Origin of the sequence: Cytobacillus dafuensis (assembly GCF_007995155.1) — a bacterium.
Lineage (GTDB): Bacteria > Bacillota > Bacilli > Bacillales > Cytobacillaceae > Cytobacillus > Cytobacillus dafuensis.
Genome location: NZ_CP042593.1, coordinates 3,328,154 through 3,351,043, shown reverse-complemented (window position 1 = coordinate 3,351,043; position 22,890 = coordinate 3,328,154). Strand labels below are relative to the sequence as shown.

The 22,890-nt window shown below is 36.8% G+C and carries 27 protein-coding genes and 1 riboswitch; of the genes, 20 read left to right on the top strand and 7 right to left on the bottom strand.

Annotated elements, in window-relative coordinates:
• Positions 1-112: 112 nt before the first annotated feature.
• The 3 genes from FSZ17_RS16010 to FSZ17_RS16000 all read left to right on the top strand — a co-directional run bounded on the left by FSZ17_RS16010 (position 113) and on the right by FSZ17_RS16000 (position 2,899).
• The gene (locus tag FSZ17_RS16010) at positions 113-1,300 is read left to right on the top strand and encodes a M14 family metallopeptidase (RefSeq protein WP_057771561.1); all 1,188 of its coding nucleotides are present in this window, start codon (positions 113-115) and stop codon (positions 1,298-1,300) included.
• 112 nt (positions 1,301-1,412) lie between these two features.
• Positions 1,413-2,558: a YqgU-like beta propeller domain-containing protein gene (locus FSZ17_RS16005; protein WP_057771560.1), complete on the top strand. Its 1,146-nt coding sequence runs from the start codon at positions 1,413-1,415 to the stop codon at positions 2,556-2,558.
• Positions 2,559-2,581: 23 nt separating this feature from the next.
• Positions 2,582-2,899: an MTH1187 family thiamine-binding protein gene (locus FSZ17_RS16000; RefSeq protein ID WP_057771559.1), complete on the top strand. Its 318-nt coding sequence runs from the start codon at positions 2,582-2,584 to the stop codon at positions 2,897-2,899.
• Between the two features lie 290 nt (positions 2,900-3,189).
• Here FSZ17_RS16000 and FSZ17_RS15995 read toward each other — a convergent pair whose 3' ends face one another.
• Both FSZ17_RS15995 and FSZ17_RS15990 read right to left on the bottom strand, forming a co-directional pair.
• Entirely contained in the window at positions 3,190-3,363 is a 174-nt protein-coding gene (locus FSZ17_RS15995; protein WP_082625239.1) for a DUF2759 domain-containing protein, read from the bottom strand.
• 100 nt (positions 3,364-3,463) lie between these two features.
• Positions 3,464-3,955 (bottom strand): hypothetical protein, encoded by a 492-nt coding sequence (locus tag FSZ17_RS15990; protein WP_057771558.1) that lies wholly within the window; start codon positions 3,953-3,955, stop codon positions 3,464-3,466.
• Between the two features lie 88 nt (positions 3,956-4,043).
• Here FSZ17_RS15990 and FSZ17_RS15985 point away from each other — a divergent pair, with 88 nt between their 5' ends.
• Together FSZ17_RS15985 and FSZ17_RS15980 are read left to right on the top strand one after the other, a co-directional pair.
• Complete coding sequence (locus FSZ17_RS15985; RefSeq protein ID WP_057771557.1) at positions 4,044-4,679, top strand: MBL fold metallo-hydrolase; 636 nt, start codon at positions 4,044-4,046, stop codon at positions 4,677-4,679.
• Positions 4,680-4,823: 144 nt separating this feature from the next.
• Positions 4,824-5,894 carry a class I SAM-dependent methyltransferase gene (locus FSZ17_RS15980; RefSeq protein WP_057771556.1) on the top strand — a complete coding sequence of 357 codons (1,071 nt, stop codon included), beginning with the start codon at positions 4,824-4,826 and terminating at the stop codon, positions 5,892-5,894.
• A 45-nt stretch (positions 5,895-5,939) separates the two neighbouring features.
• Here FSZ17_RS15980 and FSZ17_RS15975 read toward each other — a convergent pair whose 3' ends face one another.
• Both FSZ17_RS15975 and FSZ17_RS15970 read right to left on the bottom strand, forming a co-directional pair.
• Positions 5,940-6,185 (bottom strand): DUF2626 domain-containing protein, encoded by a 246-nt coding sequence (locus FSZ17_RS15975; protein WP_057771555.1) that lies wholly within the window; start codon positions 6,183-6,185, stop codon positions 5,940-5,942.
• A 105-nt stretch (positions 6,186-6,290) separates the two neighbouring features.
• Entirely contained in the window at positions 6,291-6,992 is a 702-nt protein-coding gene (locus FSZ17_RS15970) for a helix-turn-helix transcriptional regulator (protein WP_057771554.1), read from the bottom strand.
• A 264-nt stretch (positions 6,993-7,256) separates the two neighbouring features.
• On the opposite strand from FSZ17_RS15970, the gene comGA reads away from it, so the two are divergent.
• The 8 genes from comGA to FSZ17_RS15930 all read left to right on the top strand — a co-directional run bounded on the left by comGA (position 7,257) and on the right by FSZ17_RS15930 (position 11,533).
• Complete coding sequence (gene comGA, locus FSZ17_RS15965; protein WP_057771553.1) at positions 7,257-8,327, top strand: competence type IV pilus ATPase ComGA; 1,071 nt, start codon at positions 7,257-7,259, stop codon at positions 8,325-8,327.
• Positions 8,314-9,345: a competence type IV pilus assembly protein ComGB gene (comGB, locus tag FSZ17_RS15960; RefSeq protein WP_057771552.1), complete on the top strand. Its 1,032-nt coding sequence runs from the start codon at positions 8,314-8,316 to the stop codon at positions 9,343-9,345. The genes comGA and comGB overlap by 14 nt, the downstream gene beginning before the upstream one ends.
• Before the next feature lie 2 nt (positions 9,346-9,347).
• A complete protein-coding gene (gene comGC, locus FSZ17_RS15955; protein WP_057771551.1) occupies positions 9,348-9,680 on the top strand; it encodes a competence type IV pilus major pilin ComGC in 333 nt (110 codons plus the stop codon).
• Positions 9,677-10,117: a competence type IV pilus minor pilin ComGD gene (gene comGD, locus FSZ17_RS15950; RefSeq protein WP_057771550.1), complete on the top strand. Its 441-nt coding sequence runs from the start codon at positions 9,677-9,679 to the stop codon at positions 10,115-10,117. The genes comGC and comGD overlap by 4 nt, the downstream gene beginning before the upstream one ends.
• The gene (locus FSZ17_RS15945; RefSeq protein ID WP_057771549.1) at positions 10,101-10,433 is read left to right on the top strand and encodes a type II secretion system protein; all 333 of its coding nucleotides are present in this window, start codon (positions 10,101-10,103) and stop codon (positions 10,431-10,433) included. The genes comGD and FSZ17_RS15945 overlap by 17 nt, the downstream gene beginning before the upstream one ends.
• Positions 10,402-10,866, top strand: coding sequence for a competence type IV pilus minor pilin ComGF (comGF, locus tag FSZ17_RS15940; RefSeq protein ID WP_228460229.1), 465 nt, complete (start codon positions 10,402-10,404; stop codon positions 10,864-10,866). Before FSZ17_RS15945 ends, comGF begins: the two co-directional genes overlap by 32 nt.
• Entirely contained in the window at positions 10,853-11,236 is a 384-nt protein-coding gene (gene comGG, locus FSZ17_RS15935) for a competence type IV pilus minor pilin ComGG (protein ID WP_057771548.1), read from the top strand. The genes comGF and comGG overlap by 14 nt, the downstream gene beginning before the upstream one ends.
• A gap of 111 nt (positions 11,237-11,347) precedes the next feature.
• Positions 11,348-11,533 carry a YqzE family protein gene (locus tag FSZ17_RS15930; RefSeq protein ID WP_057772327.1) on the top strand — a complete coding sequence of 62 codons (186 nt, stop codon included), beginning with the start codon at positions 11,348-11,350 and terminating at the stop codon, positions 11,531-11,533.
• 80 nt (positions 11,534-11,613) lie between these two features.
• Here the strand turns inward: FSZ17_RS15930 and FSZ17_RS15925 are convergent, their stop codons facing one another.
• Both FSZ17_RS15925 and FSZ17_RS15920 read right to left on the bottom strand, forming a co-directional pair.
• Positions 11,614-12,408, bottom strand: coding sequence for a YqhG family protein (locus FSZ17_RS15925; protein ID WP_057771547.1), 795 nt, complete (start codon positions 12,406-12,408; stop codon positions 11,614-11,616).
• Positions 12,386-14,074, bottom strand: coding sequence for a DEAD/DEAH box helicase (locus tag FSZ17_RS15920; RefSeq protein ID WP_057771546.1), 1,689 nt, complete (start codon positions 14,072-14,074; stop codon positions 12,386-12,388). Before FSZ17_RS15920 ends, FSZ17_RS15925 begins: the two co-directional genes overlap by 23 nt.
• Positions 14,075-14,350: 276 nt before the next feature.
• Positions 14,351-14,441: riboswitch (glycine riboswitch) on the top strand.
• 167 nt (positions 14,442-14,608) lie between these two features.
• Here FSZ17_RS15920 and gcvT point away from each other — a divergent pair.
• Genes gcvT through gcvPB form a run of 3 tightly spaced genes read left to right on the top strand, consistent with a single transcriptional unit; the run spans position 14,609 to position 18,532 of the window.
• Positions 14,609-15,715: a glycine cleavage system aminomethyltransferase GcvT gene (gcvT, locus tag FSZ17_RS15915; protein ID WP_057771545.1), complete on the top strand. Its 1,107-nt coding sequence runs from the start codon at positions 14,609-14,611 to the stop codon at positions 15,713-15,715.
• Positions 15,716-15,732: 17 nt separating this feature from the next.
• Entirely contained in the window at positions 15,733-17,079 is a 1,347-nt protein-coding gene (gene gcvPA, locus FSZ17_RS15910) for an aminomethyl-transferring glycine dehydrogenase subunit GcvPA (RefSeq protein ID WP_057772325.1), read from the top strand.
• The gene (gene gcvPB / locus FSZ17_RS15905) at positions 17,072-18,532 is read left to right on the top strand and encodes an aminomethyl-transferring glycine dehydrogenase subunit GcvPB (protein ID WP_057771544.1); all 1,461 of its coding nucleotides are present in this window, start codon (positions 17,072-17,074) and stop codon (positions 18,530-18,532) included. Before gcvPA ends, gcvPB begins: the two co-directional genes overlap by 8 nt.
• A gap of 252 nt (positions 18,533-18,784) precedes the next feature.
• Here the strand turns inward: gcvPB and FSZ17_RS15900 are convergent, their stop codons facing one another.
• Entirely contained in the window at positions 18,785-19,165 is a 381-nt protein-coding gene (locus FSZ17_RS15900) for a rhodanese-like domain-containing protein (RefSeq protein WP_057776886.1), read from the bottom strand.
• 188 nt (positions 19,166-19,353) lie between these two features.
• Here FSZ17_RS15900 and FSZ17_RS15895 point away from each other — a divergent pair, with 188 nt between their 5' ends.
• The 4 genes from FSZ17_RS15895 to FSZ17_RS15880 all read left to right on the top strand — a co-directional run bounded on the left by FSZ17_RS15895 (position 19,354) and on the right by FSZ17_RS15880 (position 22,888).
• The gene (locus FSZ17_RS15895) at positions 19,354-20,190 is read left to right on the top strand and encodes a lipoate--protein ligase family protein (protein WP_057776887.1); all 837 of its coding nucleotides are present in this window, start codon (positions 19,354-19,356) and stop codon (positions 20,188-20,190) included.
• Between the two features lie 108 nt (positions 20,191-20,298).
• On the top strand, positions 20,299-21,078 hold the full coding sequence (gene fabI / locus FSZ17_RS15890) for an enoyl-ACP reductase FabI (protein WP_057776888.1): 780 nt from the start codon (positions 20,299-20,301) through the stop codon (positions 21,076-21,078).
• Between the two features lie 168 nt (positions 21,079-21,246).
• Positions 21,247-22,146 carry an ABC transporter ATP-binding protein gene (locus FSZ17_RS15885; RefSeq protein ID WP_057776889.1) on the top strand — a complete coding sequence of 300 codons (900 nt, stop codon included), beginning with the start codon at positions 21,247-21,249 and terminating at the stop codon, positions 22,144-22,146.
• 1 nt (position 22,147) lies between these two features.
• On the top strand, positions 22,148-22,888 hold the full coding sequence (locus FSZ17_RS15880) for an ABC transporter permease (RefSeq protein ID WP_057776890.1): 741 nt from the start codon (positions 22,148-22,150) through the stop codon (positions 22,886-22,888).
• Positions 22,889-22,890: the final 2 nt, after the last annotated feature.

The window sequence follows — 22,890 nt, the reverse complement described above, 5'->3', positions numbered from 1 at the left end:
GCAAGAACAATTGACCTTAATGCTTTCGATAGGGATTATGCTTTTCTTACAGTCCTGTCATTTTTTCCTGTATTTCTTCATAAAAATGAATGGATAAGGGAGGATGATTGAAATGAGAGTTAAAGTACGTTCAGGAGATACTCTATGGTATTATAGCCGCCTGTTTATGATCCCATTAAATTTGCTCATCGATTCTAATCCCACAATCAATCCGAACTCCTTGTTTATAGGTCAGGAGGTACTTATACCCGGATTTATTACACAAACGTATAAAATAAAAAAAGGTGATACATTATGGAAGATTAGTGTTGGAAAACATTTGGCTGTGGATGCTTTGCTTCTAATTAATCAAAATATGAACCCAAATCAGCTGCAAACAGGGTCGACAATACTTATTCCTAAAAGAGTCATCACACCTATAGTCTCTGGAATGAAGAATTATCATTACGAAGCAGTAACAGAGGATATAAGAAATTTAAAGGCAATATTTCCGTTTATTAAGGTGACTACGATTGGCAACACTGTATTAGGGAAGCCTATTTACGAGATTCAACTTGGTAAAGGAACGAAAAAGGTGCATTTTAATGCATCCATTCATGCAAATGAATGGATTACCTCGAGTGTTTTAATGGCGTTATTAAATTATTTTCTCTTATCCCTAACAAATATCAAACCGATAAGAGGACTTCAAACCATGCCCTTATATCAATCGGTAAATATTTCAATAGTGCCGATGGTTAATCCCGATGGAGTCGATTTAGTTCTTAACGGGCCCTCTCCAGAAGTTAGAGAGCAAGTAATAAATATTAATCGTGGAAGTACAGATTTCTCAGGTTGGAAAGCAAACATAAGGGGTGTTGATTTAAACGATCAATTTCCGGCAAAATGGGAGATCGAGAAGGAGAGATCACCTGAAAAGTCTCCAGCACCAAGAGACTACCCAGGGACAGCCCCATTGACTGAACCTGAGGCAATTGCAATGGCGGATTTGGCAAAAAATCGCCAATTTAATCGAGTACTTGCTTTTCATACTCAAGGTGAAGAGATTTACTGGGGGTATGAGGGTTTAGAGCCTCCTGAATCAAGAGCTCTTGCTGAAGAATTTTCTAGAGTAAGTGGTTATAAATCAGTACAATATATTTATAGCTTTGCCGGGTTTAAAGATTGGTTTATTAAGGAATTTCGTAAGCCGGGTTTTACAATAGAAATGGGAAAAGGAATTAATCCTTTACCGTTATCACAATTTGATGAAATTTTTGAAGAGGTTCTCGGTATTTACCTAGCGGCATTATACATGTAGAATAAGTTTTGGATTAAGAAAAAGCCGTTATTCCGGCTTTTTCTTTGTTAAAAATGAAACAATTTTTATTTTCTTTCGTAATAAGTATAGGATAGAGAAAAGGGGTGAGGAATTGGAGCAAAGGAAAAATAGCAGTATCTGTATGTTTCTTTTTTTATGTACAATTCCCCTTTTTATCTTATTTGGATGCCAAAATGAAAAAGAAGTTGGGGTGCAGCCTGTAAAGAAGCATAATATTTCACTAGGTAAAGAAGCCATTCCTCACTCATTTGTTTCTAATGAAACCATGACCCCTATACCAATTGAAAATGGGCAATTTAATACAGTAAATGGCTGGTTAAATAATGAAACCATAATTTACATGACAAATGTAGGGCTAGGCTCAAATGTATATACTTATAATGTATTTACAGGCGAGAGTTCATTAATCTTTGAGAGTGAGGTACCAATATCTTCAGTAGTCCCGAGTCCATCAGGTCAATACATTCTAATCCATTCCGCTCCAAGTACATATGAAGGAATTATTTCGATTATTGATCCAAAAGGCGAGCAGTTAATGTCTGAGCACATCAGTGCATATGAGTTAACTTTCGAGTGGAATCCTTATGATGAAAACTTGATACTTATCTCTTCATTTTCGGAGAATTGGGATTTTTCGATGTTTCAAATGAATATTAAAGAGAAGAAGCTAGACGAGATCCATAATAAGGAGCCATTTGTTAATTGGGTAGACAAGGATGAAATCATTTATTTAAATTGGGATCAAAAAGATATTTCTCTCTTTGCCCCACTTGTAAAAAAGGGCATAAACGTGCAAAATGAAAAAATACTCCTTAATGATGTATTTTATGTTAAAACCGTTAAAGATTTAATTATGACGATTACTGTAAACTCAAATGCATCAGATGAGGCTGTTTACACCTTTCACTCTAATGATTTTCAAGAGCTGTCGTCCTTTACAGTTCCGCATTTGACGCGCTACTCTGATTGGCTTGTTCCTTATTTTGATTTTGATGCAGAGAATCATTTTCTTACCTTTCAGCCACTTTTCAGTGCAGAAGCTGATTCTTATCGCGATGGATTTCAGCTGTGGTCGTTTGATGCGGTAAAAGGTGAGAAAGAAGTGATCATGGAAGATTTAAAAAATGAACCGCTAAGCTGTTCACCAGATGGGAAGTATTGTTTGTATGGCTTTAATTTTGAAAAGCTGATTGACATACAATCAAAAAAAGTAATACCACTTATAAAGGATTTCTAAAAACAGATAAAGGATGATTTAGCATGGCAATTGTTGATGTAACTGTAATACCAATAGGAACAAGTACACCGAGTGTCAGCAGCTATGTAGCAGATATTCAACGTGTATTAAAAGGGTATGAAGAAAAAGGGCATATCAGATATCAGCTAACACCAATGAATACGATTATCGAAGGAGAGCTGCCGGTATTATTCGAAGTCATTCAGGCAATGCATGAGGTCCCATTTGAAAATGGGTTAATGAGGGTAGCGACAAATATCCGTATTGATGACCGCAGGGATGTAAAAAGAAAGATGGAAGAAAAGGTCGAAAGAGTTGTAAGTCAATTAAATGATAATTAGAAAAACTTGCGTTCGCCAAGTCCTTTTTGGCAAATGCCTTAGTTTTTCTTATGCGATCTTATTAGAAGTTAATTTAATTGAAAACACACTTTACTTTAGTACGTTAAAAAACTTAAACTTTCCTATTAGCCTAGAAAAAAGGACTGTCCACCATAGTTTGGACAGTCCTTCTTTTAATTACAAGATAAGTATGGCTTTTGCAGTCTAGAGAATTAAGCTTGTCTTATTCATGACGGGGTTGGTACAAAGGGAAACGCCTTCGGAACATTCCGAAGGCGTTTAAGCATTTCTTAGTGTACTGCAGGGTATCCACTGTTAATAAGTGTCAATAAAGCAAAACCGCCGAAAACAACAAATGAACCGGCTCCGAATACAAAGCCTAGGATATTCTTGTTCTTAAGCGCACTCCAAGCACCAATTCCAGCGAGAACTGCAACTAATGCGAAGATAATAACTAGTCCCATTATTTATTGCCCCCTTTTAAATAATAATCAGCAGGCATATGCCTTTTTAATTAAAAATAAAAAACTGTATGTAAACTTACTTATACACTCGTATTATATTCTATATTTTTTTCACTTGTTTGTCGAGTTCAAAAAATGACACTTTTATGTCGTAAGCATCGGCAATCCCTTTTACTAATTCAATTAAGTGAGATTCCACAAAATATACTGTTTCCTTTTCATGAACAGATTTATATAGGAGATGTTCATCGAGCTGTAATACTGCCATGCGAATGGAATCCTCATCCCCACCAATAATGAAAAACGAGCAAAGCAGTTCCTTTAGCAGATAAGTTTGGTTGGGAGTATCAAATCCAAAGTCAGAAAAAGTTTCTCCTTTTTCTCCATTATCTACGAGAAGAAGTTCGAAATGATTTTCAAATAGGTCAGCCTCAAGCAGTAATTCTTCTGCATGACGCGCCTCTTCATATGTTTCAAACATAAAGATTAAATCATGAAAATCAAATACTTTTGTTTCTTTTACAAGGAGTTCCATAAATTCAGGAACTTCTTCAATGATATTGTTTGCTTCAACTGCAAAGATTATTTTCATATTTTTCTCCTTGAGAGAGTTTTCTTTAAATTATTATTAACTTTAGTGTAAAATAAATCTAATCAATCGATCGAATGGAGGTATTCACATGAAATGGAATCAGATACCATTAGGACCATTACAAACAAATTGTTATGTATTGTCAAAGGAAGACAATTCATGTTTAATATTTGACCCAGGTGAAGAAAGTGAAAAGCTTAGCGATTATATTCGTCATAATCAATTGAAGCCACATGCAATAATTTTAACACACGCCCACTTTGACCATATCGGAGTGGTCGAGGATATTCGAGAAGAATTCGGCATTCCAGTCTATATTCACAAAAAGGAAGCTGATTGGTTGCTTGATCCTGCATTGAATGGCTCCTTGCGTTATGAGATGATAAAGAATGTGAGTGGGAAGCCAGCGGATTATTTCATTACTGAAGAACAAGAAATGACAATTGGAGATTTCACTTTTCAAATCTTAGAAACTCCTGGACATTCTCCAGGAAGTTTATCATTTTATTTCCAAGATTCGGGCTTAGTCATTGCCGGTGATGCGCTTTTCAATGGAAGTATCGGGCGTACAGACCTTCCTTTCGGAAACCATAATCAACTTATAAAAAGTATCCATGATAAATTATTAATTCTGCCAGAAGAAACGATCGTTCTTTCTGGACACGGACCAGCTACAACGATCGGACAGGAGATGGATTCTAATCCATTTCTTAATGGTTTTTAAATAGAAAAGCCCTTCTCAAAAGAGAAGGGCTTTTCTGGGGGATGTTCTATTCATATAATGGGAGGGGATATAGTTAAGCTACTACAATAAAAATATAATAAAGTTATCACTATGTCAATGGTGAAAACGTGAAAAGGAGCAAATATGATTAATTTTTTTAAAGAATGGATCCTGAATAGCCCATTACAAAGAATTACATATGCAGAATATATTCAGCTTGCCCTTTATCATCCTCAATATGGTTATTATATGCGGGACAAGTGTAAAATTGGACGCGATGGAGATTTTATAACGTCAAGTAATGTATCAGATATTTATGGGAGATCAATAGCAAAATGGTTTTATAAGCAAGTAAAAGCAAATAAGCTCAAAGCCTCTATATGTGAAATTGGTGCAGGAACAGGGCGTTTTGCCAATGCATTTATTGATGAATGGAATAAAATATCGACTGAACCAATACATTATTTTATTTTAGAGGCAAGTCCACATCATCGAAAGCTTCAGCAGGATGAAATCATTTTTTCAGAAAGAGTAAAACAAATAGATAGCTTAATGGAAATTTCTCCTTTTGAAGGACTGATTTTTTCGAATGAACTATTTGATGCTTTTCCTGTACATGTCATCGAAAAACAAAATGGACAATTAATGGAAATAATGGTCACTGTGGAAAATGATCAGCTTGCAGAGAGTGTAGTTCCACTGGAAAACGAGCAAATATTAACCTTTTTAAAGGAAAGTGGATTGAACATAAAAGATGGTCAAAGAATCGAGATTCCTTTACAAATGGAGGATATGATTTGTAGCATTGCCAATGTGCTTGCGAATGGAATGGTTCTTACAGTTGATTATGGCTATACGAATGAGGAATGGAAGAAACTATGGCGAAGGGAAGGCAGTTTAAGAGGCTATTATCAACATCAGCAAATTAATAATATCCTTCTATATCCTGGAGAAATGGATATAACGAGTCATGTTCATTTTGATGCATTTATTAATCTAGGAAGCAAGAATGGACTTCAATTTATAAACAAATGGAGACAGGATGAATTTTTAATTACATCAGGAATTTTAGAGGATTTACAGGATCATTATGATCCGAATCCATTCTCTGAAGTGAGTAAGAGAAATAGGGCGATTCGCAGTCTCATTATGCCTTCTGGAATTAGCTCATCCTTTCATATTATCCTGCAAGAAAAAGAAATTCGGAAAAAATAAAAAAGCGATGATTCATCGCTTTTTTATTATGTACGTATTCACTTCTTAGTGGCCGCTTACGCCTGGAGTCATCATAAATGTACTCCAGTATGTAAAGCCAATAAAGAACACTGTTAAATATGCTCCAAAAACATACATATACATACGTTCTGAAAGCTTTAAGTAACTTAAAAGTAGGAAAAATCCTGTTTGGCCGAAGAAGATTAAAGATGTTGTATACATGTCGCCTACAAAGAACATGACAGCAAAAATCCCCGTCCAGAAGCCTAATACTCTGTACATACGATCCATATGTATCCCTCCTTTTATCCCAAAAAAATACAACATTACATATTATAAGTACATCATTACATATTATAAGTTATTTCCAGCTTAAAAGTAAATAACTCTTTGTTGCTAGTTTGTGACGAATGCATGATAGGAGCATGATTCACAGCCATTTAGCATGTTTTCCTTTTCAATTAACTCAATTTCATCGAATAAGGCTTCAAACATACCTTTTAGAAATTCAAAATGCATATTACATACTGATTCTTCATGATCTGCAGCTACTTCTTTGAATGGGCAATTAAATATTTGGAAGTAGATCTTTGTTTTTTCATCATTTGCTTCAAACTCAGGATGAAAGCCTGACATAGTAGCTGCATTTTTAATGATATTCAATTTTTGATCAAAGGAAAGTGATTCATTAAATTGTGAGGAGCGGTTCTTTTCCTGATCAATCAATTCAAGACCAAATTTTTTTCCCGTTTCATATAACGCACTCTTAGCTTGCTCTCCAAGGGATAGCAGTGTTTGCATCGCAATTTTTGATAAAAGCTGGTAGTCTCGATACGGGAAATGAAGCTGAATGACATCATCCGATAAGCGATAAAGTCTGCTTGGCCGGCCTCCTTTTCCCGTTTTTTGTGTTTCAGAGACAAGCATATTGACATCTTCTAACTTTGATAAATGAAGTCTTGCAACGTTAGGATGAATATTAAAATTGTCCGCAATTTCCTGAACAGTTACTTCATTATGTCTTTTTGTTATGTATTGATAAATATAGTAGCGTGTTGGATCAGATAACACATTTGTAATTTTTAAAGTTTGTTCCACCTTGACTCACCTCAGACCGATATTGATTCTATTATAATACAGGTCCCAAGAGTTAACACTGTATTCACTATAAGTTTATAAAATGTTCACAAATATTCCCTCAGGTACTCAGAAATATTCAATGAGATAAAGGTCTTCTCTAAACAAGGAAAGGCTTTATATTATTTTATAAAAATTTATTTTTTTAATGCGAAATATTTGTCAAAAAATTATGGAAAATATATAATAAGGTCGAATATACAAAAAAGGTGGTGTCATGTTCAATTGAACATAATAGAAAAGCTCGCTGAAAGAATTATTAAAGATGCAGTAAGAAATCAAGCCTCAGACATTCATATTGTTCCCCGAAGGAAAGACACACTCATCCAGTTGCGCCTCGCTAACAAATTAATTCCAAGACTGTATTTACCGAAAGAAGAATGTGACAGACTCATTTCCCATTTTAAATTTACAGCTTCCATGGACATTGGTGAAAAAAGACGGCCGCAAAGTGGGGCATACTCCTATTCAGTAGATGGGCAAATGATTGGCCTTCGATTATCCACCCTTCCTTCCAGTCATAATGAAAGTCTCGTAATCAGAATCCTCCCTCAGCAGGAACAAATTCCTTTTTTCCAAATCTCTTTATTCCCAGCTATGACACGAAAAATGCTCGCTTTATTGAAGCATGCTCACGGATTAATTATATTCACTGGTCCGACCGGCTCAGGAAAGACTACAACATTGTACTCCCTTTTAAACGAAACCTCCCATATGTTCAATCGCAATATAATAACGCTAGAAGATCCAATAGAAAAAGATAATGATTTGGTTCTTCAAGTACAAGTGAATGAAAAAGCAGGTGTCTCCTATGCTGCTGGGCTAAAGGCCATTCTTAGACATGATCCGGATATCATTATGGTGGGTGAAATAAGAGATGCCGAAACGGCAAAAATCGCAGTTCGGGCAGCATTAACGGGACATCTTGTATTAAGTACAATGCATACTAGGGATGCAAAGGGGGCTATCTACAGATTAAATGAATTCGGAGTTAACTGGCTCGAGATTGAACAAACGCTTGTTGCAGTAACAGCACAAAGGCTTGTCGAGTTAAGGTGCCCATTTTGCCAGGGGGAGTGCTCTCCTTTCTGCTACAGCTATGGTAGATGGAAGAGAGCAAGTGTTTTTGAGCTTCTTGCAGGGAGAGCGTTAAATGCAGCTATGATGGGTGCGAAGGGTGAAAAATCAAAGGTAGAATATTTAACATTGAAAGATGTCATTAAAAAGGGCATTGCTCTTGGGTATATCAAGGAATCTGAATATGAGCGGTGGGTACTAGATTATGCGAAAGCGTAAATGGAATCTGCAAGAGCAAAGTCATTTTTTAAAAAGAACAGGCGAGCTGCTAGTAAGAGGTTATCCCTTATCAGAAGCAATTGAATCAATCTTGTATCAGCTGCCGCAAAATAAAAAAGAGGAGGTTAGAGGATGTCTCGCAGATTTAAGAGAGGGTTATCCTTTTTATCAAATTTTATCAAAATTAAACTTCAATAAAAATTTAATTGGCTATGTATACTTCGCAGAGCAGCATGGCGGCTTAGCGAGTGCTATCCAAGAAGGCAGCGAAATGATGCTTAAAAGGGATAAGGATTTTGAAAAACTAAAGAAGTTACTTGTATATCCTTTAATGTTGATCTTTATTACTGTTGTTTTGTTTATCTTCGTTGACTATGTAATACTGCCGAGATTTTCCTCCTTGTTTATTTCAATGAATCTAGAGCCAAACTTTTTCATGAAGGTCGTTTCATCGTATGGTGAAATGATGCCATTTCTAATAGGGGGCACAGGTTCTCTTTTCCTCATTTTCTTCGGGTATTATGGGCTGATATTTAAAAAACATTCCCAGATTAAACAAAAAAATTTGCTCGTTTCTATTCCTATCATTGGCCACTTCCTAAAATTATTTTATACTCAATTTTTTTCAGTACAGATCAGTTATTTATTAGCTGGGGGTGTATCCATTCATGAGGCCTTGAGTCTATTTGAAAAGAATGATAAGCAGCCGCTTTATCAAGAATTAGGATTAGAAATAAAGCAGAGCTTACGTAAGGGGGAGAAGCTGGAAGAAATATTAAAGATTTATCCTTTTTTTGACAGTGAGCTACCAAACATCATTAGACATGGACAGAAAAACGGAAAGCTTGACCAAGAATTATTATTCTTTAGCAGACACTGTTTAAATTTAATTGAAGAAAGATCAGAAAAATTGCTAAAAACAATTCAGCCTTGTCTATATACTGTAATTGGTTTTTTAATTGTTTCGATGTATTTAGCAGTTCTATTACCAATGTTTCATTTATTGGAGGGAATATAGAAATGAGATTGCTTAAAAATATAAAGGGTTTCACATTAATAGAAATGTTAATTGTTTTGCTTGTTATATCAATTCTACTAATTATTACAATTCCAAATATTACGAAGCATAATTCATCGATAAATAATAAAGGATGTGAAGCATTCGTGCAAATGGTACAAGCCCAGGTACAAGCATATGAAATTGAGCATAAAAAACCCCCTGCTAGCATTCAAACACTTGTAGATGAAAAATATCTTAATGAAGGGGAAACCTCATGTCCAAATGGAGAAAATATCTCGATTGCAGAAGATGGAAAAGTAATACTAGTTAAAAAGGAGTCTTCTTCTGAATGAGAAGCCGAGAAGCTGGCTTCACCTTGATAGAATCTTTGTTTGTATTGAGTGTTTTTTTCGTCATTACCTCTTTTTCAGTCTTTCTGTTAAAGCCCCAATTTAGCTCCATTGAAAAACAACAATTTTTTTCCCAATTAAAATCAGACTTTTTGTTTGCACAACAATATGCTATTTCCCATCAAACTGAAGTAATCGTGTATTTTCCAATCGAATATGATGCCTATTATATTCATGAAAAGCTAAGCTCCCAATATCTAATCGAAAGGGAAATTCCTGAGAGGATTAAGATTCAGCCAGGATCCATGAAGCTCTTTTTTCAATTTCAGGCTGATGGAAATATTAGTAAATTCGGCTCGTTCTGGATCTTTATTGATAAGGAAAGGTACAAATTTACTTTTTTAATTGGAAAGGGAAGGTTTTATGTGCAGAAGGAATAATGGATTTTTCTTGGTTGAGATGCTTTTATCTTTATCCGCTTGGCTAGTCATAGCGATGGTCTTTTTCCCCCTTATAATGGGACTCATTAATCGAACCATTCAATTGCATCAGGAATATGATGGGACTCAACTTTTATATGAGACTTTACAAACAGCTAAGAAGGAACAAAGGGTTCCTGTTCATGAAATAATTAAAATAAATCAAACTGTTTATGAAGTCTATCAAGACTCTGTTCGTTCTGGTAGATTGGAGGTTTGCGTGAAATATGAGGACATTCTTAAAAATGAATACAAGAAGTGCGAAATATTTGAATAGTAGAGGGTTTACGATGCTTGAAATGCTATATGCATTTTCTATTTTTCTTCTTATCGTTTCTTTTTTTTCCATATGCATGAAATTTTTATTGGATAATAAGGGGCTAGAAGCAAGAGTGAGCAGGATGGAATGGCAAGTATTTGTCAGTCAGTTAAAAAAAGAGCTAAGGTTGTCAGAAGGCTTGGAGGTATATGAAAACAAGATAATATTAAGAAAGAACGGCCAGAATGTCAGCTATGAGAAATATGGAACAAATATGCGACGGAGAGTAAATAATGAAGGGCATGAAATTGTACTTCAGAAAGTGGATTCATTCAACTTTACCCCTATTCGAGACGGGATGAAACTTACAGTAGAGGATTTATATAATCAATCCCATTCTGCGCTTCTTTTCTCTTATATTAATCTGGAGGAAGAACATGCTGCAGAATGAAAGGGGCTTTACGTATCCACTTACATTTTGCTTTATTTTGCTTGCTGCTCTAGTGCTCTCCGTTCAAATTGACTCTTACTTATCGGAAGTACGTTTTTTAAAAGAATCAGAGGCGATATTAAAGCAAGAATACTATTTATTAAGCTCAATGAAAAGGGTTGAGAATATATTAATAGAGGGGGATGAAGAACTTTTCTCAGGCTTCTTTACGTTTACTGATGGAACGATTCGTTATGAAACGTCTCAACTTACTGCAACTCTGTACATGGTAACCTTCAATTTAAAAATAGGATCATATCCTGATATCAAGGGGTTTGGTTATTTTGATGAAGAATCAGGTAAGATGATTAAATGGGTAGAAAGAAATTAATTTAGTTGCAAAATTTCATCATCTGATTATTAATTTTTGTTAAAGGACATACTTGAATTGAAAGCTAAGATAAATGATCAAAAAGTATATGTAAATGAGCAGGTGATGCCATTGAAATCGAATGATTACGTAAAATACATTACCCAAACAGTAGTTAAATATATTGATCAGCCCAAAAATGAACGGAAAAGAAATCGTCTTGAAAAAAAAGATATGAAAGAGCCATTTTTATTTCGGTGGTTCGGTGTGATTCCTTATATTTTGTACTATTATGTCAAAAGAAAAAGAGGAAAGTGAACAGCAAAAGAAACCGGTCAAATGACCGGTTTCTTTTGGCTAGTAAAGGAACTGGCGAATGCCGTGCTTCCAAGCTGTTTTTAAACAGCTTGATCTGTTAAATAAAACAAACCACCGTTTACGATTGAAATTTTAACCTTTGGCTCGTATTGCTCTTTTAAAGCTGTTTTTTCAATTTCATAGCTTTCATCTTTTTCCTCAGCTTCTTCGTAAAAATGTTCCAGCAATTTTAAATCCTTTTGCCAGCGTTTTCTTGCATCTTCAGCCCAAGAGTGATCCTCATGTTCAAGCTTATATCTCAAGAAATTTTCCACTCTTGATATGCCACTCTTAGGCATAATTAATGGTGAGAGTGTAAACGAATAGTCAGGAATTTTCGGTGTCAGAGGTAAGTTTAGAAGTTTATCATGAAAACCCTCAATCATTTGCCCATTTATTAATTGTAACCCAATTGATTTAAAGACATCTCTTTTCCTGTCGCATTCATATGAGATCCGGATATTCATACCAAGCCAAGGTCTTAAAGGAGTCTGCTGTCCTGGTGGTTTATTGTGCTTTTCATATAAACGAATAGAGCCGGCTAAGTTTTTCGTTGACTCAAAAATTTGGTGGAGGCGAGGGGATCCAAAGTGAATGGTCTCCCCTTTCATTTGATCAGAAACAAGATGTGGATTTGTAATCAATGTGAGCTGCATTGGATTAGGTACTCCACCAGTTTTTTCTAAATAATGCCAGTAAAAAGGCCTATTCATCAGCTCTTTATCTAGTTCAATTGTAAGCTGTACAGTTAAATAGCCTTGCCCGTTTTGAATGATTTCGCATCCGTTCGCATAGAAATATTTCTCGAGGAAATTATGAATTTCCTGTTGCTGCATTTCTCTCACCTTCCCGTATTTCTTCAGCAAACTGAATCATCGCTGTTAAATTCTCCATTTTGATTCTCATTTCTCCTTCTGAAGCTGATTTGCCAAAAATATCAACTAGATGATCCTCTACATTACCAAAATCCAGTTTTGTCAGAATATCATCTAAATCGCCAATTACTTTTTCAAATAGATGAATTTTTTCATATAAAAGTTTTAAAATATGCTCTTCAACAGTATCCTTTATGGCAAAATTATAGATCATAACGTCTTTCTCCTGTCCGAGGCGATGTATACGACCGATTCTCTGCTCAAGCCTCATTGGATTCCATGGCAGATCAAAATTGATAATATGATTACAAAATTGAAGATTAATACCTTCACCGCCTGCTTCAGTAGCAATAAGGACTTGGGCGTTTTTTTGGAAAAGCTCCCTCATCCAGTCCTTTTTCCCTCGTTTGAAACCTCCTCTAAATGGAACGGATGTAATTCCGTATTGTTTGAGGAACCATTGCAAATACATCTGCGTTGCCCTATATTCTGTAAAAATGATCACTTTATCATTGATTTGCTGAATTAATTCAAGTGCTTTTTCGGCTTTTGAATTTTGCTGAACAGCTTCCACCTTAGAGATTAAAGCTTGAATATGGTCTTGGAAATCTTTTGAGGGCTCAACTTGTTTTTCTAGCATATTTTTAAGAGTGAAATAGACCGCTTCTCGGCTGCTGCATGCTTCACGCTGAAGTGTCATAACAGAAAATTGGCTAGAGCTTAACCAATCACCTTCCCTGCGAAGGCTGCTGACTGCATCGTAAAGGTCTCTTTCTTCTATATTGAATTCTATTGGAATGGTTTCGACCTTTCGCTTCGTCCATTCAATACCTGTATCAGCTCTTCTGTTTCGGATCATAACTTTATTGACAAGCTCTTTTAAATGTTCATGATCATTCAAGTCACGGGAATCTTTATTGTATTTTTGATAAAAAGCTGACTCATTTCCTAAATGCCCGGGCTTTAATAAAGAAACTAAATTAAAGATTTCGCTAATGCGGTTTTGAATGGGAGTAGCAGTTAAGAGCAAACAGAATTTCTTTTTTAAATTTTGAACAAACTCATAGTTTTTCGTTTTATTATTTTTAAGCTTATGTGCTTCATCAATAATGATTAAGTCATAATCCTGCTTGTATATGATATCTCTATGAGGATTACGTTTTGCGGTATCAATGGATGAAACGACCACATCACACTGCTCCCATACATAGCTTTTACGTTGTGTTACTGCAGGGATGAAGAATTTAGTGTTCAGCTCAATTGCCCATTGGGTAACAAGGGAGGCTGGCACAAGAATGAGCACTTTTTTAACTAATCCTCGAATCATATATTCCTTTAATATCAATCCTGCTTCAATTGTTTTCCCTAATCCAACTTCATCAGCAAGAATAGCTTTTCCATTCATACTTTCTACAACCTGCTTGGCAACTTCAAGTTGATGTGGCAATGGGGTAAGGCCTGAAAGATGTTTTGGAGCTTGCAATCCTTCAAAATCAGGAATGGTGGTATGAGTTTCTACTTCTACTGCTAATTTATATAGCTCCCAGTTCCCCCAAGGTCCGTCATTTTCAATTCTAGTTAAAAACTCCTCCTGCCAAGAGGAATCAAATTCAATCCGCACTGTCATTAAAAACAGCTCCTTTAAAAAATTGGAAGTATTCGTTTTGTAGTTAGAATCAGATTACCCATTGCCCAAATGACCTTCTAATGGTAGGATAAGAATAGCTTTGAAAGTTTTGAAATTTGCCACAATCATTTAGTTTATCGAAATATATTTTTATTGATTTTCAAATTTGGTTTCGAGTTGAAAGGTGAAAGCTAGCTAACTCATATTCATGCAAATTGACGGTCAAGACGCCATTTTGTTTAGTATGAACCAACTTGAAAAATTTTATAAATACGGATGACAATAAGGGGAGAGACTACTTTTGTGGCGCCGAAGGAGCAAGCAATGGATTTGTGAATCTCTCAGGCAAAAGAACCCTTATTTGACGTAACTCTGGAGAGCGCTCTATTATTTTGGAGCCACCAAAGGGGAAAACCGTTATTCGGTAAACTTTCAGGTGCAAGGACAGGGATCTTCTTGAAATATAGGGGATTTTCTGTCCTTTTTTTGTTCAAATTTCAAGCTTTTAATAAATATTATAAGGGGGACAAGTGGATGTCACAGTTAAAACGTACACCGTTATACGATGTTTACAAGGACTATGGCGCAAAGACAATTGATTTTGGCGGCTGGGATCTGCCAGTTCAATTTTCTAGCATTAAAGAAGAGCATGAAGCAGTCCGTACTAAAGCTGGTTTGTTTGATGTATCCCATATGGGTGAAATTGAAGTAAAGGGGCCTGATAGCCTTTCCTATCTTCAAAAAATGATGACAAATGATATCTCAAAATTGAAAGATTTTGGTGCCCAGTACACTGCTATGTGTTATGAAAATGGCGGAACTGTTGATGATTTACTTGTCTATAAATTTACAGATGATCATTTTTTACTTGTTGTAAATGCATCTAATATTGAAAAAGATTACAAATGGCTTGCTGATCATCTTGAGGGTAATGTAGAAATTAAAAATCTTTCTGATCAGACAGCACAAGTTGCCATCCAAGGTCCATTGGCAGAGAGTGTATTGCAAAAGCTTGCTAGTAATACAAATCTATCAGATATTGGCTTTTTTAAATTCCAAAATGATGTTGATTTAAATGGTAAAAAAGCCCTTGTTTCTAGAACTGGCTATACAGGGGAAGACGGGTTTGAAGTATATTGCGATGCTAATGATGTAGTTTCAATTTGGAAGGATATTTTAGAAGCTGGTAAAGAAGAAGGTGCTATTCCTTGTGGATTAGGTGCTCGCGATACATTGCGTTTTGAGGCTAACTTGGTTCTTTATGGTCAAGAGCTTTCTCCAGAAATTTCACCGTTAGAAGCTGGCATTGGCTTTGCAGTGAAAGTAAATAAAGAAGCTGATTTTATTGGAAAAGAAGTGCTATTAAAGCAAAAAGAAGATGGACTTTCAAGAAAATTAGTTGGTATCGAAATGATTGACCGCGGAATTCCACGTCATGGCTACCTGGTTTTTAAGGGTGAAGAGCAAATCGGAGAAGTGACAACAGGTACACAATCGCCAACATTAAAGAAAAATATTGGCCTAGCTTTACTATCTATTGAAAATACTGCTGTTGGTACAGAAGTAGAAGTTGAAATTCGTGGAAAGCGCCTTAAGGCAGTAGTGGCAGCTACGCCATTTTATAAAAGAGAGAAAAAATAGGAGGGGAGACTTAAATGATGAAACATCGCTATTTACCGATGACTGAGACGGATAAGAAAGAAATGCTCGCAACCATCGGTGTAAACTCAATCGATGAATTATTCAGTGATATTCCTGAAAGTGTTAGATTTAAAGGGGAATATAATATTAAACCAGCTGCAACCGAAACAGCATTGATGAAAGAGCTTACTAAAATGGCTCAGAAGAATGCAGATCTTAAAAGCAACACTTCTTTTTTAGGAGCAGGGGTTTATGATCATTACATGCCTGTCATCGTTGATCATGTAATATCCCGTTCAGAATTCTATACAGCATATACACCGTATCAGCCGGAAATTTCTCAAGGGGAGCTTCAAGCGATCTTTGAATTCCAGACAATGATTTGTGAACTAACGGGTATGGATGTTGCAAACTCTTCCATGTATGACGGTGGCACAGCGTTGGCAGAAGCTGCAATGCTAAGTGCAGGCCAAACTCGCCGCAAAAAAGTTCTTATTTCAAGTGCAGTTCATCCTGAATCCAAAGATGTTGTGAAAACATATGCAAAAGGCCAGTATATCGAGGTTATTGAAATTCCGCATAATGATGGGGTTACCGATCTAGAAGCACTGAAAGAAATGATAAGTGATGATATTGCTGCTGTTATTGTTCAATATCCAAACTTTTTTGGCAGAATTGAACCATTAAAAGAGCTGGAAGAAATCATCCATGCGCAAAAATCTATGTTCGTTGTTTCAAGCAATCCGCTTTCACTTGGAGCTTTAACACCTCCTGGGAAACTCGGTGCTGATATTGTGGCAGGGGATGCACAGCCTTTTGGCATTCCAACTGCATTTGGCGGACCGCACTGTGGTTATTTTGCTGTAACGAATAAATTGGTGAGAAAAGTTCCTGGACGCCTTGTTGGACAAACTGTAGATGAAGAAGGACGCAGAGGCTTTGTATTAACGCTTCAAGCGCGTGAGCAGCATATTCGCCGTGACAAAGCGACTTCAAATATTTGTTCCAACCAAGCATTGAATGCACTTGCAGCATCAGTAGCCATGACAGCTCTTGGTAAAAAAGGTGTTAAGGAAATGGCACTTGCTAACATTCAAAAATCAAATTATGCGAAAAAGCTTTTTAAAGAAAATGGCTTTGAGCTTGCATTTGAAGGGCCTTCCTTTAATGAATTTGTTATTAAATTGAATAAGCCTGTTAAAGAAGTGAATCAGAAGCTTCTTGAAAAAGGCATTATTGGCGGATTCGATTTAGGACGCGATTTTTCAGATTTGAAAAACCATATGCTTGTTGCTGTAACAGAGCTAAGAACGAAAGAAGAAATCGATACATTTGTTAAAGAAATGGGGGAGTACCATGCATAAGGACGATCAGGCACTCATTTTTGAATTAAGCACACCTGGCCGCATCGGTTATAGTCTCCCGGAAATGGATGTTCCGGAAACTGATATTAATGAACTGATCCCTGCAGGTTATTTAAGGGAAGAAGAGGCAGAGCTTCCAGAAGTAGCAGAGCTCGATATTATGCGCCATTACACAGCGCTTTCCAATAGGAACCATGGTGTTGACTCAGGCTTTTATCCGCTTGGTTCTTGTACAATGAAATATAATCCAAAAATCAATGAAAATGTTGCACGTTTCCCTGGATTCGCTCATGTTCATCCATTACAGGATGAAAGCTCTGTTCAAGGTGCTATGGAGCTTATGTACGATTTACAAGAGCATTTAATTGAAATCACGGGTATGGATCAAGTTACTCTACAACCTGCTGCTGGTGCACATGGAGAATGGACAGCTTTAATGATGGTTCGTGCCTTCCATGAAGCAAACGGAGATCTCAAACGTACAAAGGTAATTGTCCCTGATTCTGCACATGGAACGAACCCTGCTTCAGCTACAGTAGCAGGATTTGAAACCATCACGGTAAAATCTGATGACAATGGTCTTGTAGATTTAGATGATTTAAGACGAGTAGTTGGAGAAGATACTGCTGCTTTAATGCTTACAAATCCAAATACTTTAGGTTTATTTGAAGAGCATATTCTTGAAATGGCAGAAATTGTCCATGGTGCCGGCGGAAAGCTTTATTACGACGGAGCTAATTTAAATGCGGTAATGTCTAAAGCGCGTCCAGGAGATATGGGATTTGATCTAGTTCACTTAAATCTTCATAAAACTTTCACTGGCCCACACGGAGGCGGAGGCCCTGGTTCAGGTCCTGTCGGAGTAAAAGCAGACTTGATTCCATTCCTTCCGAAGCCAGTTTTAGTGAAGCAAGACGACAAATATGTCTTTGATTATGATCGTCCACAGGCAATTGGCCGAGTTAAGCCTTATTATGGAAACTTCGGAATTAATGTTCGTGCCTATACGTATATTCGTACAATGGGTCCAGACGGACTTAAAGCTGTTACAGAATATGCAGTTTTAAATGCCAACTATATGATGAGAAGGCTTCAAGATGCCTATGACCTTCCATTTGACAGACATTGTAAGCATGAATTCGTATTAAGCGGCAGACGTCAAAAGAAACTTGGTGTACGTACACTTGATATTGCAAAGCGCCTTCTTGACTTTGGATATCATCCGCCAACAATCTACTTCCCATTAAATGTGGAAGAATGTATCATGATCGAACCGACTGAAACAGAGTCAAAAGAAACACTTGATGCATTCTGTGATGCCATGCTGCAAATCGCGAAGGAAGCAGAAGAAAATCCAGAAATCGTTCAAGAAGCCCCGCATAACACAGTTATCGGACGACTTGATGAAACACTTGCAGCTCGAAAGCCTGTTCTTCGCTACCAAAAGCAATAAAAAAGAAAGATTCAATTAAAAAGACCTCTGCTCTTCATTTTGCAGAGGTCTTTCCTAACACTTTAAGAAATTATAAATTGCCAGCGCAGAAGATGATTCGACGTAGTTGCCAATTCTAGGAATTAAGTACGACGGACAGGATGTCCTAGTCGGGCGAATGCCACAGGACGTGGCATGTATGAGCGCGATAAGTGCAACTACGCCTCTGTCTTCGCCTTTCCAAGTCTCGCCAATCGGCGAGTTTTCTTTATATTATTTCGTTTTTACTTTTCCAGACCATTTTTTGAAACCACCTTGAAGGTGTGATAGATCTTTATAGCCTTTGCGGTAAAGAAATTGGGCTGCTCTGCCGCTTCTCATGCCGCTTTGGCAATATAAGTAAACCGGCTTATCCGGGCGAAGCTCCTTTAATCGTACTTTCATTTGTGATAGCGGGATGTTACGAGCGCCAAGAATATGTCCTGCTTCAAACTCATTTGGTTCACGAACATCGATTAATTGAGCCTTCCGATAATCTTCACGAAATTGCTCTTCAGTTAGTGTTTTAACGATTTTACGCTGATATAGCCAATTAATAACCGAATAGACAATTATTGCGCCTAAGATGATAAGAAAGAAATAAAGGGTATCCAAATCTGTTTTTCTCCTTTCAAGCATTACTAAACATTTCGTAGAGTTTCATTAATATTATATAAGTCTTCTATCATTCGAGTAAAGGAAATCAAACAAATTTCAGGGCAAAAATCGCGATACTTTTTTTTTTGGCCTAATTTTGATAGACTTAAATTCGCATTAAAACTATTGTAAAAGAGGTTTTATAAATGGCAAAAGAAGTTTGGAATTTTATCGATACGGGTGCTGGATCACCCTCCTTTAATATGGCATTAGATGAAGCACTCCTTGACTGGAATAGCCAGGGGAAAATTCCTCCAACCATTAGATTCTATGGTTGGAATCCTGCTACACTTTCGATTGGCTATTTTCAAAAGGTGGATAAAGAGATTGATATGGAAGCGGTTAAGGCGAATGGACTAGGGTTTGTCCGCAGGCCTACAGGGGGAAGGGGAGTTCTTCATGAGCATGAACTTACATATAGTGTCATCGTATCTGAAGAGCACCCGGATATGCCCAAAACAGTTACTGAGGCATACAGAGTCATCTCTGAAGGGATTTTAAAGGGATTTCACCATTTAGGAATGGAAGCCTATTTCGCTGTTCCAAAAACAGATGAGGAAAGAGACTCCTTAAAAAATCCCCGCTCTGCCGTATGCTTTGATGCTCCGAGCTGGTATGAGCTTGTTGTAGAAGGTCGCAAAGTAGCTGGAAGTGCGCAAACAAGGCAAAAAGGTGTAATTTTGCAGCATGGTTCCATCTTACTCGATATAGAGGAGGACAAGCTGTTTAGCCTTTTCAAATATCCAAATGACCGAGTGAAGGAAAGAATGCAAAAGGCATTTAAAAACAAGGCTGTTGCCATAAACGAAATAAGTAAACAAAGAGTTACACTCGAACAGGCAAAGGAAGCTTTTAAAAAGGGCTTTGAAGAGGGACTCAATATCGAGCTTAAGCCATACGAACTGACAGCTGAAGAGCTTGAGTATGTTAATAAAATAGCTAAAGAGCGTTATGAACATGATGAATGGAATTTCAAAAGATAAAAGCGGCAGATGCCGCTTTTTTTGCTAATCAAATAGGTATGATATAATTTAAAGCTGGTAGTAGATGCTATTATTAGGTGTTAACCTATTTATTAATTGGAGGATAAAATGGAAGATTTATTAAAATTAAAAGGTAAAAATATCGTAATAATGGGAGTTGCTAATGAACGAAGCATTGCTTGGGGGGTAGCAAAGTCTCTTTATAAAGCAGGGGCGAACTTAATTTTTACTTATCGAAAAGAACGTTCTTTAGGAAAATTAAATAAACTCTTAAGTGACAATCATTACGAAGCGAAATTAATCGTTCAATGCGATGTAAATAGTGATGAAAGTATTAAAGAAGCTTTTTCAAATATTGGAGAAGCTGCTGGTACAATACACGGAGTTGTGCATTCGGTTGCTTTTGCCCATGCAGAAGACCTTAAAGGGGCATTTATTAATACATCGAGGGAAGGATATGCTTTTGCCCAGGATACGAGTGCATATTCATTAATTGCTGTTGCTAGAGAAGCAAAACCGTTAATGTCAGACGGAGGTTCCATTATTGCAATGAGCTATCTCGGAGCCGAACGGGTAGTCGAAGGTTATAATGTAATGGGAATTGCAAAGGCTTCGCTTGAAGCAGCTGTGAAATATTTGGCTTTAGATCTAGGGAAGAACAATATTCGCGTTAATGCCATTTCCGCAGGGGCTATACGTACTCTAGCCGCGAAAGGGGTTCCTTCTTTTAATGAAATCCTTCATTTAATTGAAGAAAAATCCCCTTTAAAAAGAAATGTCACCCAAGAAGAGGTTGGGGATATGACTCTTTCGTTATTGAGTCATCTTTCAAGAGGGGTAACAGGAGAAATTGTATATGTAGATTCAGGCTATCATATAATGGGATAAACTTCATGAAGAAGTGAGAAGGGCTGCTGTATGCGGCTCTTTTTTTGTTTTTTTCCAAACGAAGTAAAAGCAAAATGACAAATGTCATCTGTAAGAAATGACATTATCCACTAAACCAATAATTTCCTCCGAATTATAATGAGGGTAGAAGTGGCGGAGGTGGAAGCAATGGAAACAATAGTACAGCTCGATCATGTTTCAAAGACGTATAAAAATAAAAAAGCAGTTGATGAGATTTCTTTTTCGATAAAAAAGGGTGAGATTGTGGCAATTCTTGGTCCGAATGGAGCTGGAAAGACGACTACAATCATGATGATGCTTGGATTGCTTGAGCCAACAAGTGGTCAGGTACAAATTTTTAATATGCATCCAAAGGAGAAGAAGGTGCGTGAGCGAATTGGCGCAATGCTACAGGAGGTAAGTGTTATTGATGCCTTAAAGGTAAAAGAAGTCATTCAGTTATTCAGAAGCTATTATCCGAACCCTATTGCCTTTGATGAAATTGTTTCATTGACAGGCTTGAGTGAGGGTGATTTGAAAAAGAAAGCTGATAAACTTTCAGGTGGTCAAAAACGCCGTCTCGGCTTTGCACTTGCGATGGCGGGAAATCCCGATTTGCTCTTTTTCGATGAGCCGACAGTAGGATTGGATATAACATCTAGAAAACGTTTCTGGGATACTATCCATGAATTAAAGAAAAGGGGAAAGACGATTGTGTTTTCAACGCATTACCTTCAGGAAGCAGATGATACAGCAGAAAGAATTATTTTGTTTAAAAATGGAATCATTGTAGAGGATGGGACACCTGAGGAAATGAAAGCTAAGCTAACTAGAAAGTCTGTCTCCTTTCATTCAACTGATAGCATTTCATTTGAGGGATTGATGAAGATTCCTGGTGTCTCACATGTATACCGAAATGAAAATCGCATATATGTCGAAACAGATAATACTGATCAAGTGCTTGCAGCATTATTCGAGATGAGATTGAAAATTAGTGGAGTTCAAGTTGATCATGGCCGACTTGATGAAGCCTTTGAGCAATTAACTGAAAAGAAGGAGGCAATCTAATATGAATGCGTTTAGAATGCAATGTAAAGCAGAGACGATTAGAATTCTGCGGAATCCATATTTTGTTTTTTGGTCTCTCTTTATGCCAATCCTATTTTATATCATTTTTACAAAAATCTTTAATACGGATATTCAGGATAAGCAGGTTTGGCAAGCTCATTATTTGATGTCAATGACAGCATTCAGTGTGATGGGATCAGCGATTATGACGCTAGGCATTAGGCTTGTTGAGGAACGCACAAAAGGCTGGGCTATGTTTATGCGTATCACTCCTCTATCTGATTATGCCTATTTTACTGCTAAAATGATTGGGCAAACGGTCATTCACCTTATTTCAATAATAATCATTTTTACAACTGGTGCAATTGTTAATGATGTTACACTTACAGTATACGAGTGGCTAATGAGCGGACTATGGATATTGGCAGGATCATTTCCATTTCTTGCTTTAGGAACATTAGTTGGAACAATGAAGAGGGTGGATACTGCATCAGGAGTCAGTAATGTTATTTATATGATTTTTGCTATTTCGGGCGGAATGTGGATGCCGATGGAAATAATGCCAGAATTCGTTCAAGCATTTGGGAAGTGGCTTCCTTCATATAATTTTGGGAATGGGGCATGGCAGATTATTCGTGGAAACAGTCCGGAGCTGAAAAATATTATGATTCTAATAGGTTATCTCTTCCTCTTTATGCTATTATCGGGATATATTAGGAGAAAGCAGGAAGCGGCGGTGTAGTG

What these genes read in the sequence shown, in the direction of transcription:
- FSZ17_RS16010 (WP_057771561.1), top strand. Translation starts at nt 113, where the DNA reads ATGAGAGTTAAAGTACGTTCAGGAGATACTCTATGGTATTATAGCCGC.
- FSZ17_RS15975 (WP_057771555.1), bottom strand. Translation starts at nt 6,185, where the DNA reads ATGGATCGTATGTACAGAGTATTAGGCTTCTGGACGGGGATTTTTGCT.
- comGB (WP_057771552.1), top strand. Translation starts at nt 8,314, where the DNA reads ATGCGAAAGCGTAAATGGAATCTGCAAGAGCAAAGTCATTTTTTAAAA.
- FSZ17_RS16000 (WP_057771559.1), top strand. Translation starts at nt 2,582, where the DNA reads ATGGCAATTGTTGATGTAACTGTAATACCAATAGGAACAAGTACACCG.
- FSZ17_RS15895 (WP_057776887.1), top strand. Translation starts at nt 19,354, where the DNA reads ATGGCAAAAGAAGTTTGGAATTTTATCGATACGGGTGCTGGATCACCC.
- comGG (WP_057771548.1), top strand. Translation starts at nt 10,853, where the DNA reads ATGCTGCAGAATGAAAGGGGCTTTACGTATCCACTTACATTTTGCTTT.
- FSZ17_RS15885 (WP_057776889.1), top strand. Translation starts at nt 21,247, where the DNA reads ATGGAAACAATAGTACAGCTCGATCATGTTTCAAAGACGTATAAAAAT.
- gcvPA (WP_057772325.1), top strand. Translation starts at nt 15,733, where the DNA reads ATGAAACATCGCTATTTACCGATGACTGAGACGGATAAGAAAGAAATG.
- gcvPB (WP_057771544.1), top strand. Translation starts at nt 17,072, where the DNA reads ATGCATAAGGACGATCAGGCACTCATTTTTGAATTAAGCACACCTGGC.
- FSZ17_RS15945 (WP_057771549.1), top strand. Translation starts at nt 10,101, where the DNA reads ATGTGCAGAAGGAATAATGGATTTTTCTTGGTTGAGATGCTTTTATCT.
- FSZ17_RS15990 (WP_057771558.1), bottom strand. Translation starts at nt 3,955, where the DNA reads ATGAAAATAATCTTTGCAGTTGAAGCAAACAATATCATTGAAGAAGTT.
- FSZ17_RS15980 (WP_057771556.1), top strand. Translation starts at nt 4,824, where the DNA reads ATGATTAATTTTTTTAAAGAATGGATCCTGAATAGCCCATTACAAAGA.
- FSZ17_RS15920 (WP_057771546.1), bottom strand. Translation starts at nt 14,074, where the DNA reads ATGACAGTGCGGATTGAATTTGATTCCTCTTGGCAGGAGGAGTTTTTA.
- FSZ17_RS15995 (WP_082625239.1), bottom strand. Translation starts at nt 3,363, where the DNA reads ATGGGACTAGTTATTATCTTCGCATTAGTTGCAGTTCTCGCTGGAATT.
- gcvT (WP_057771545.1), top strand. Translation starts at nt 14,609, where the DNA reads ATGTCACAGTTAAAACGTACACCGTTATACGATGTTTACAAGGACTAT.
- FSZ17_RS15925 (WP_057771547.1), bottom strand. Translation starts at nt 12,408, where the DNA reads ATGCAGCAACAGGAAATTCATAATTTCCTCGAGAAATATTTCTATGCG.
- comGF (WP_228460229.1), top strand. Translation starts at nt 10,402, where the DNA reads ATGAATACAAGAAGTGCGAAATATTTGAATAGTAGAGGGTTTACGATG.
- fabI (WP_057776888.1), top strand. Translation starts at nt 20,299, where the DNA reads ATGGAAGATTTATTAAAATTAAAAGGTAAAAATATCGTAATAATGGGA.
- FSZ17_RS15985 (WP_057771557.1), top strand. Translation starts at nt 4,044, where the DNA reads ATGAAATGGAATCAGATACCATTAGGACCATTACAAACAAATTGTTAT.
- comGD (WP_057771550.1), top strand. Translation starts at nt 9,677, where the DNA reads ATGAGAAGCCGAGAAGCTGGCTTCACCTTGATAGAATCTTTGTTTGTA.
- comGC (WP_057771551.1), top strand. Translation starts at nt 9,348, where the DNA reads ATGAGATTGCTTAAAAATATAAAGGGTTTCACATTAATAGAAATGTTA.
- FSZ17_RS15880 (WP_057776890.1), top strand. Translation starts at nt 22,148, where the DNA reads ATGAATGCGTTTAGAATGCAATGTAAAGCAGAGACGATTAGAATTCTG.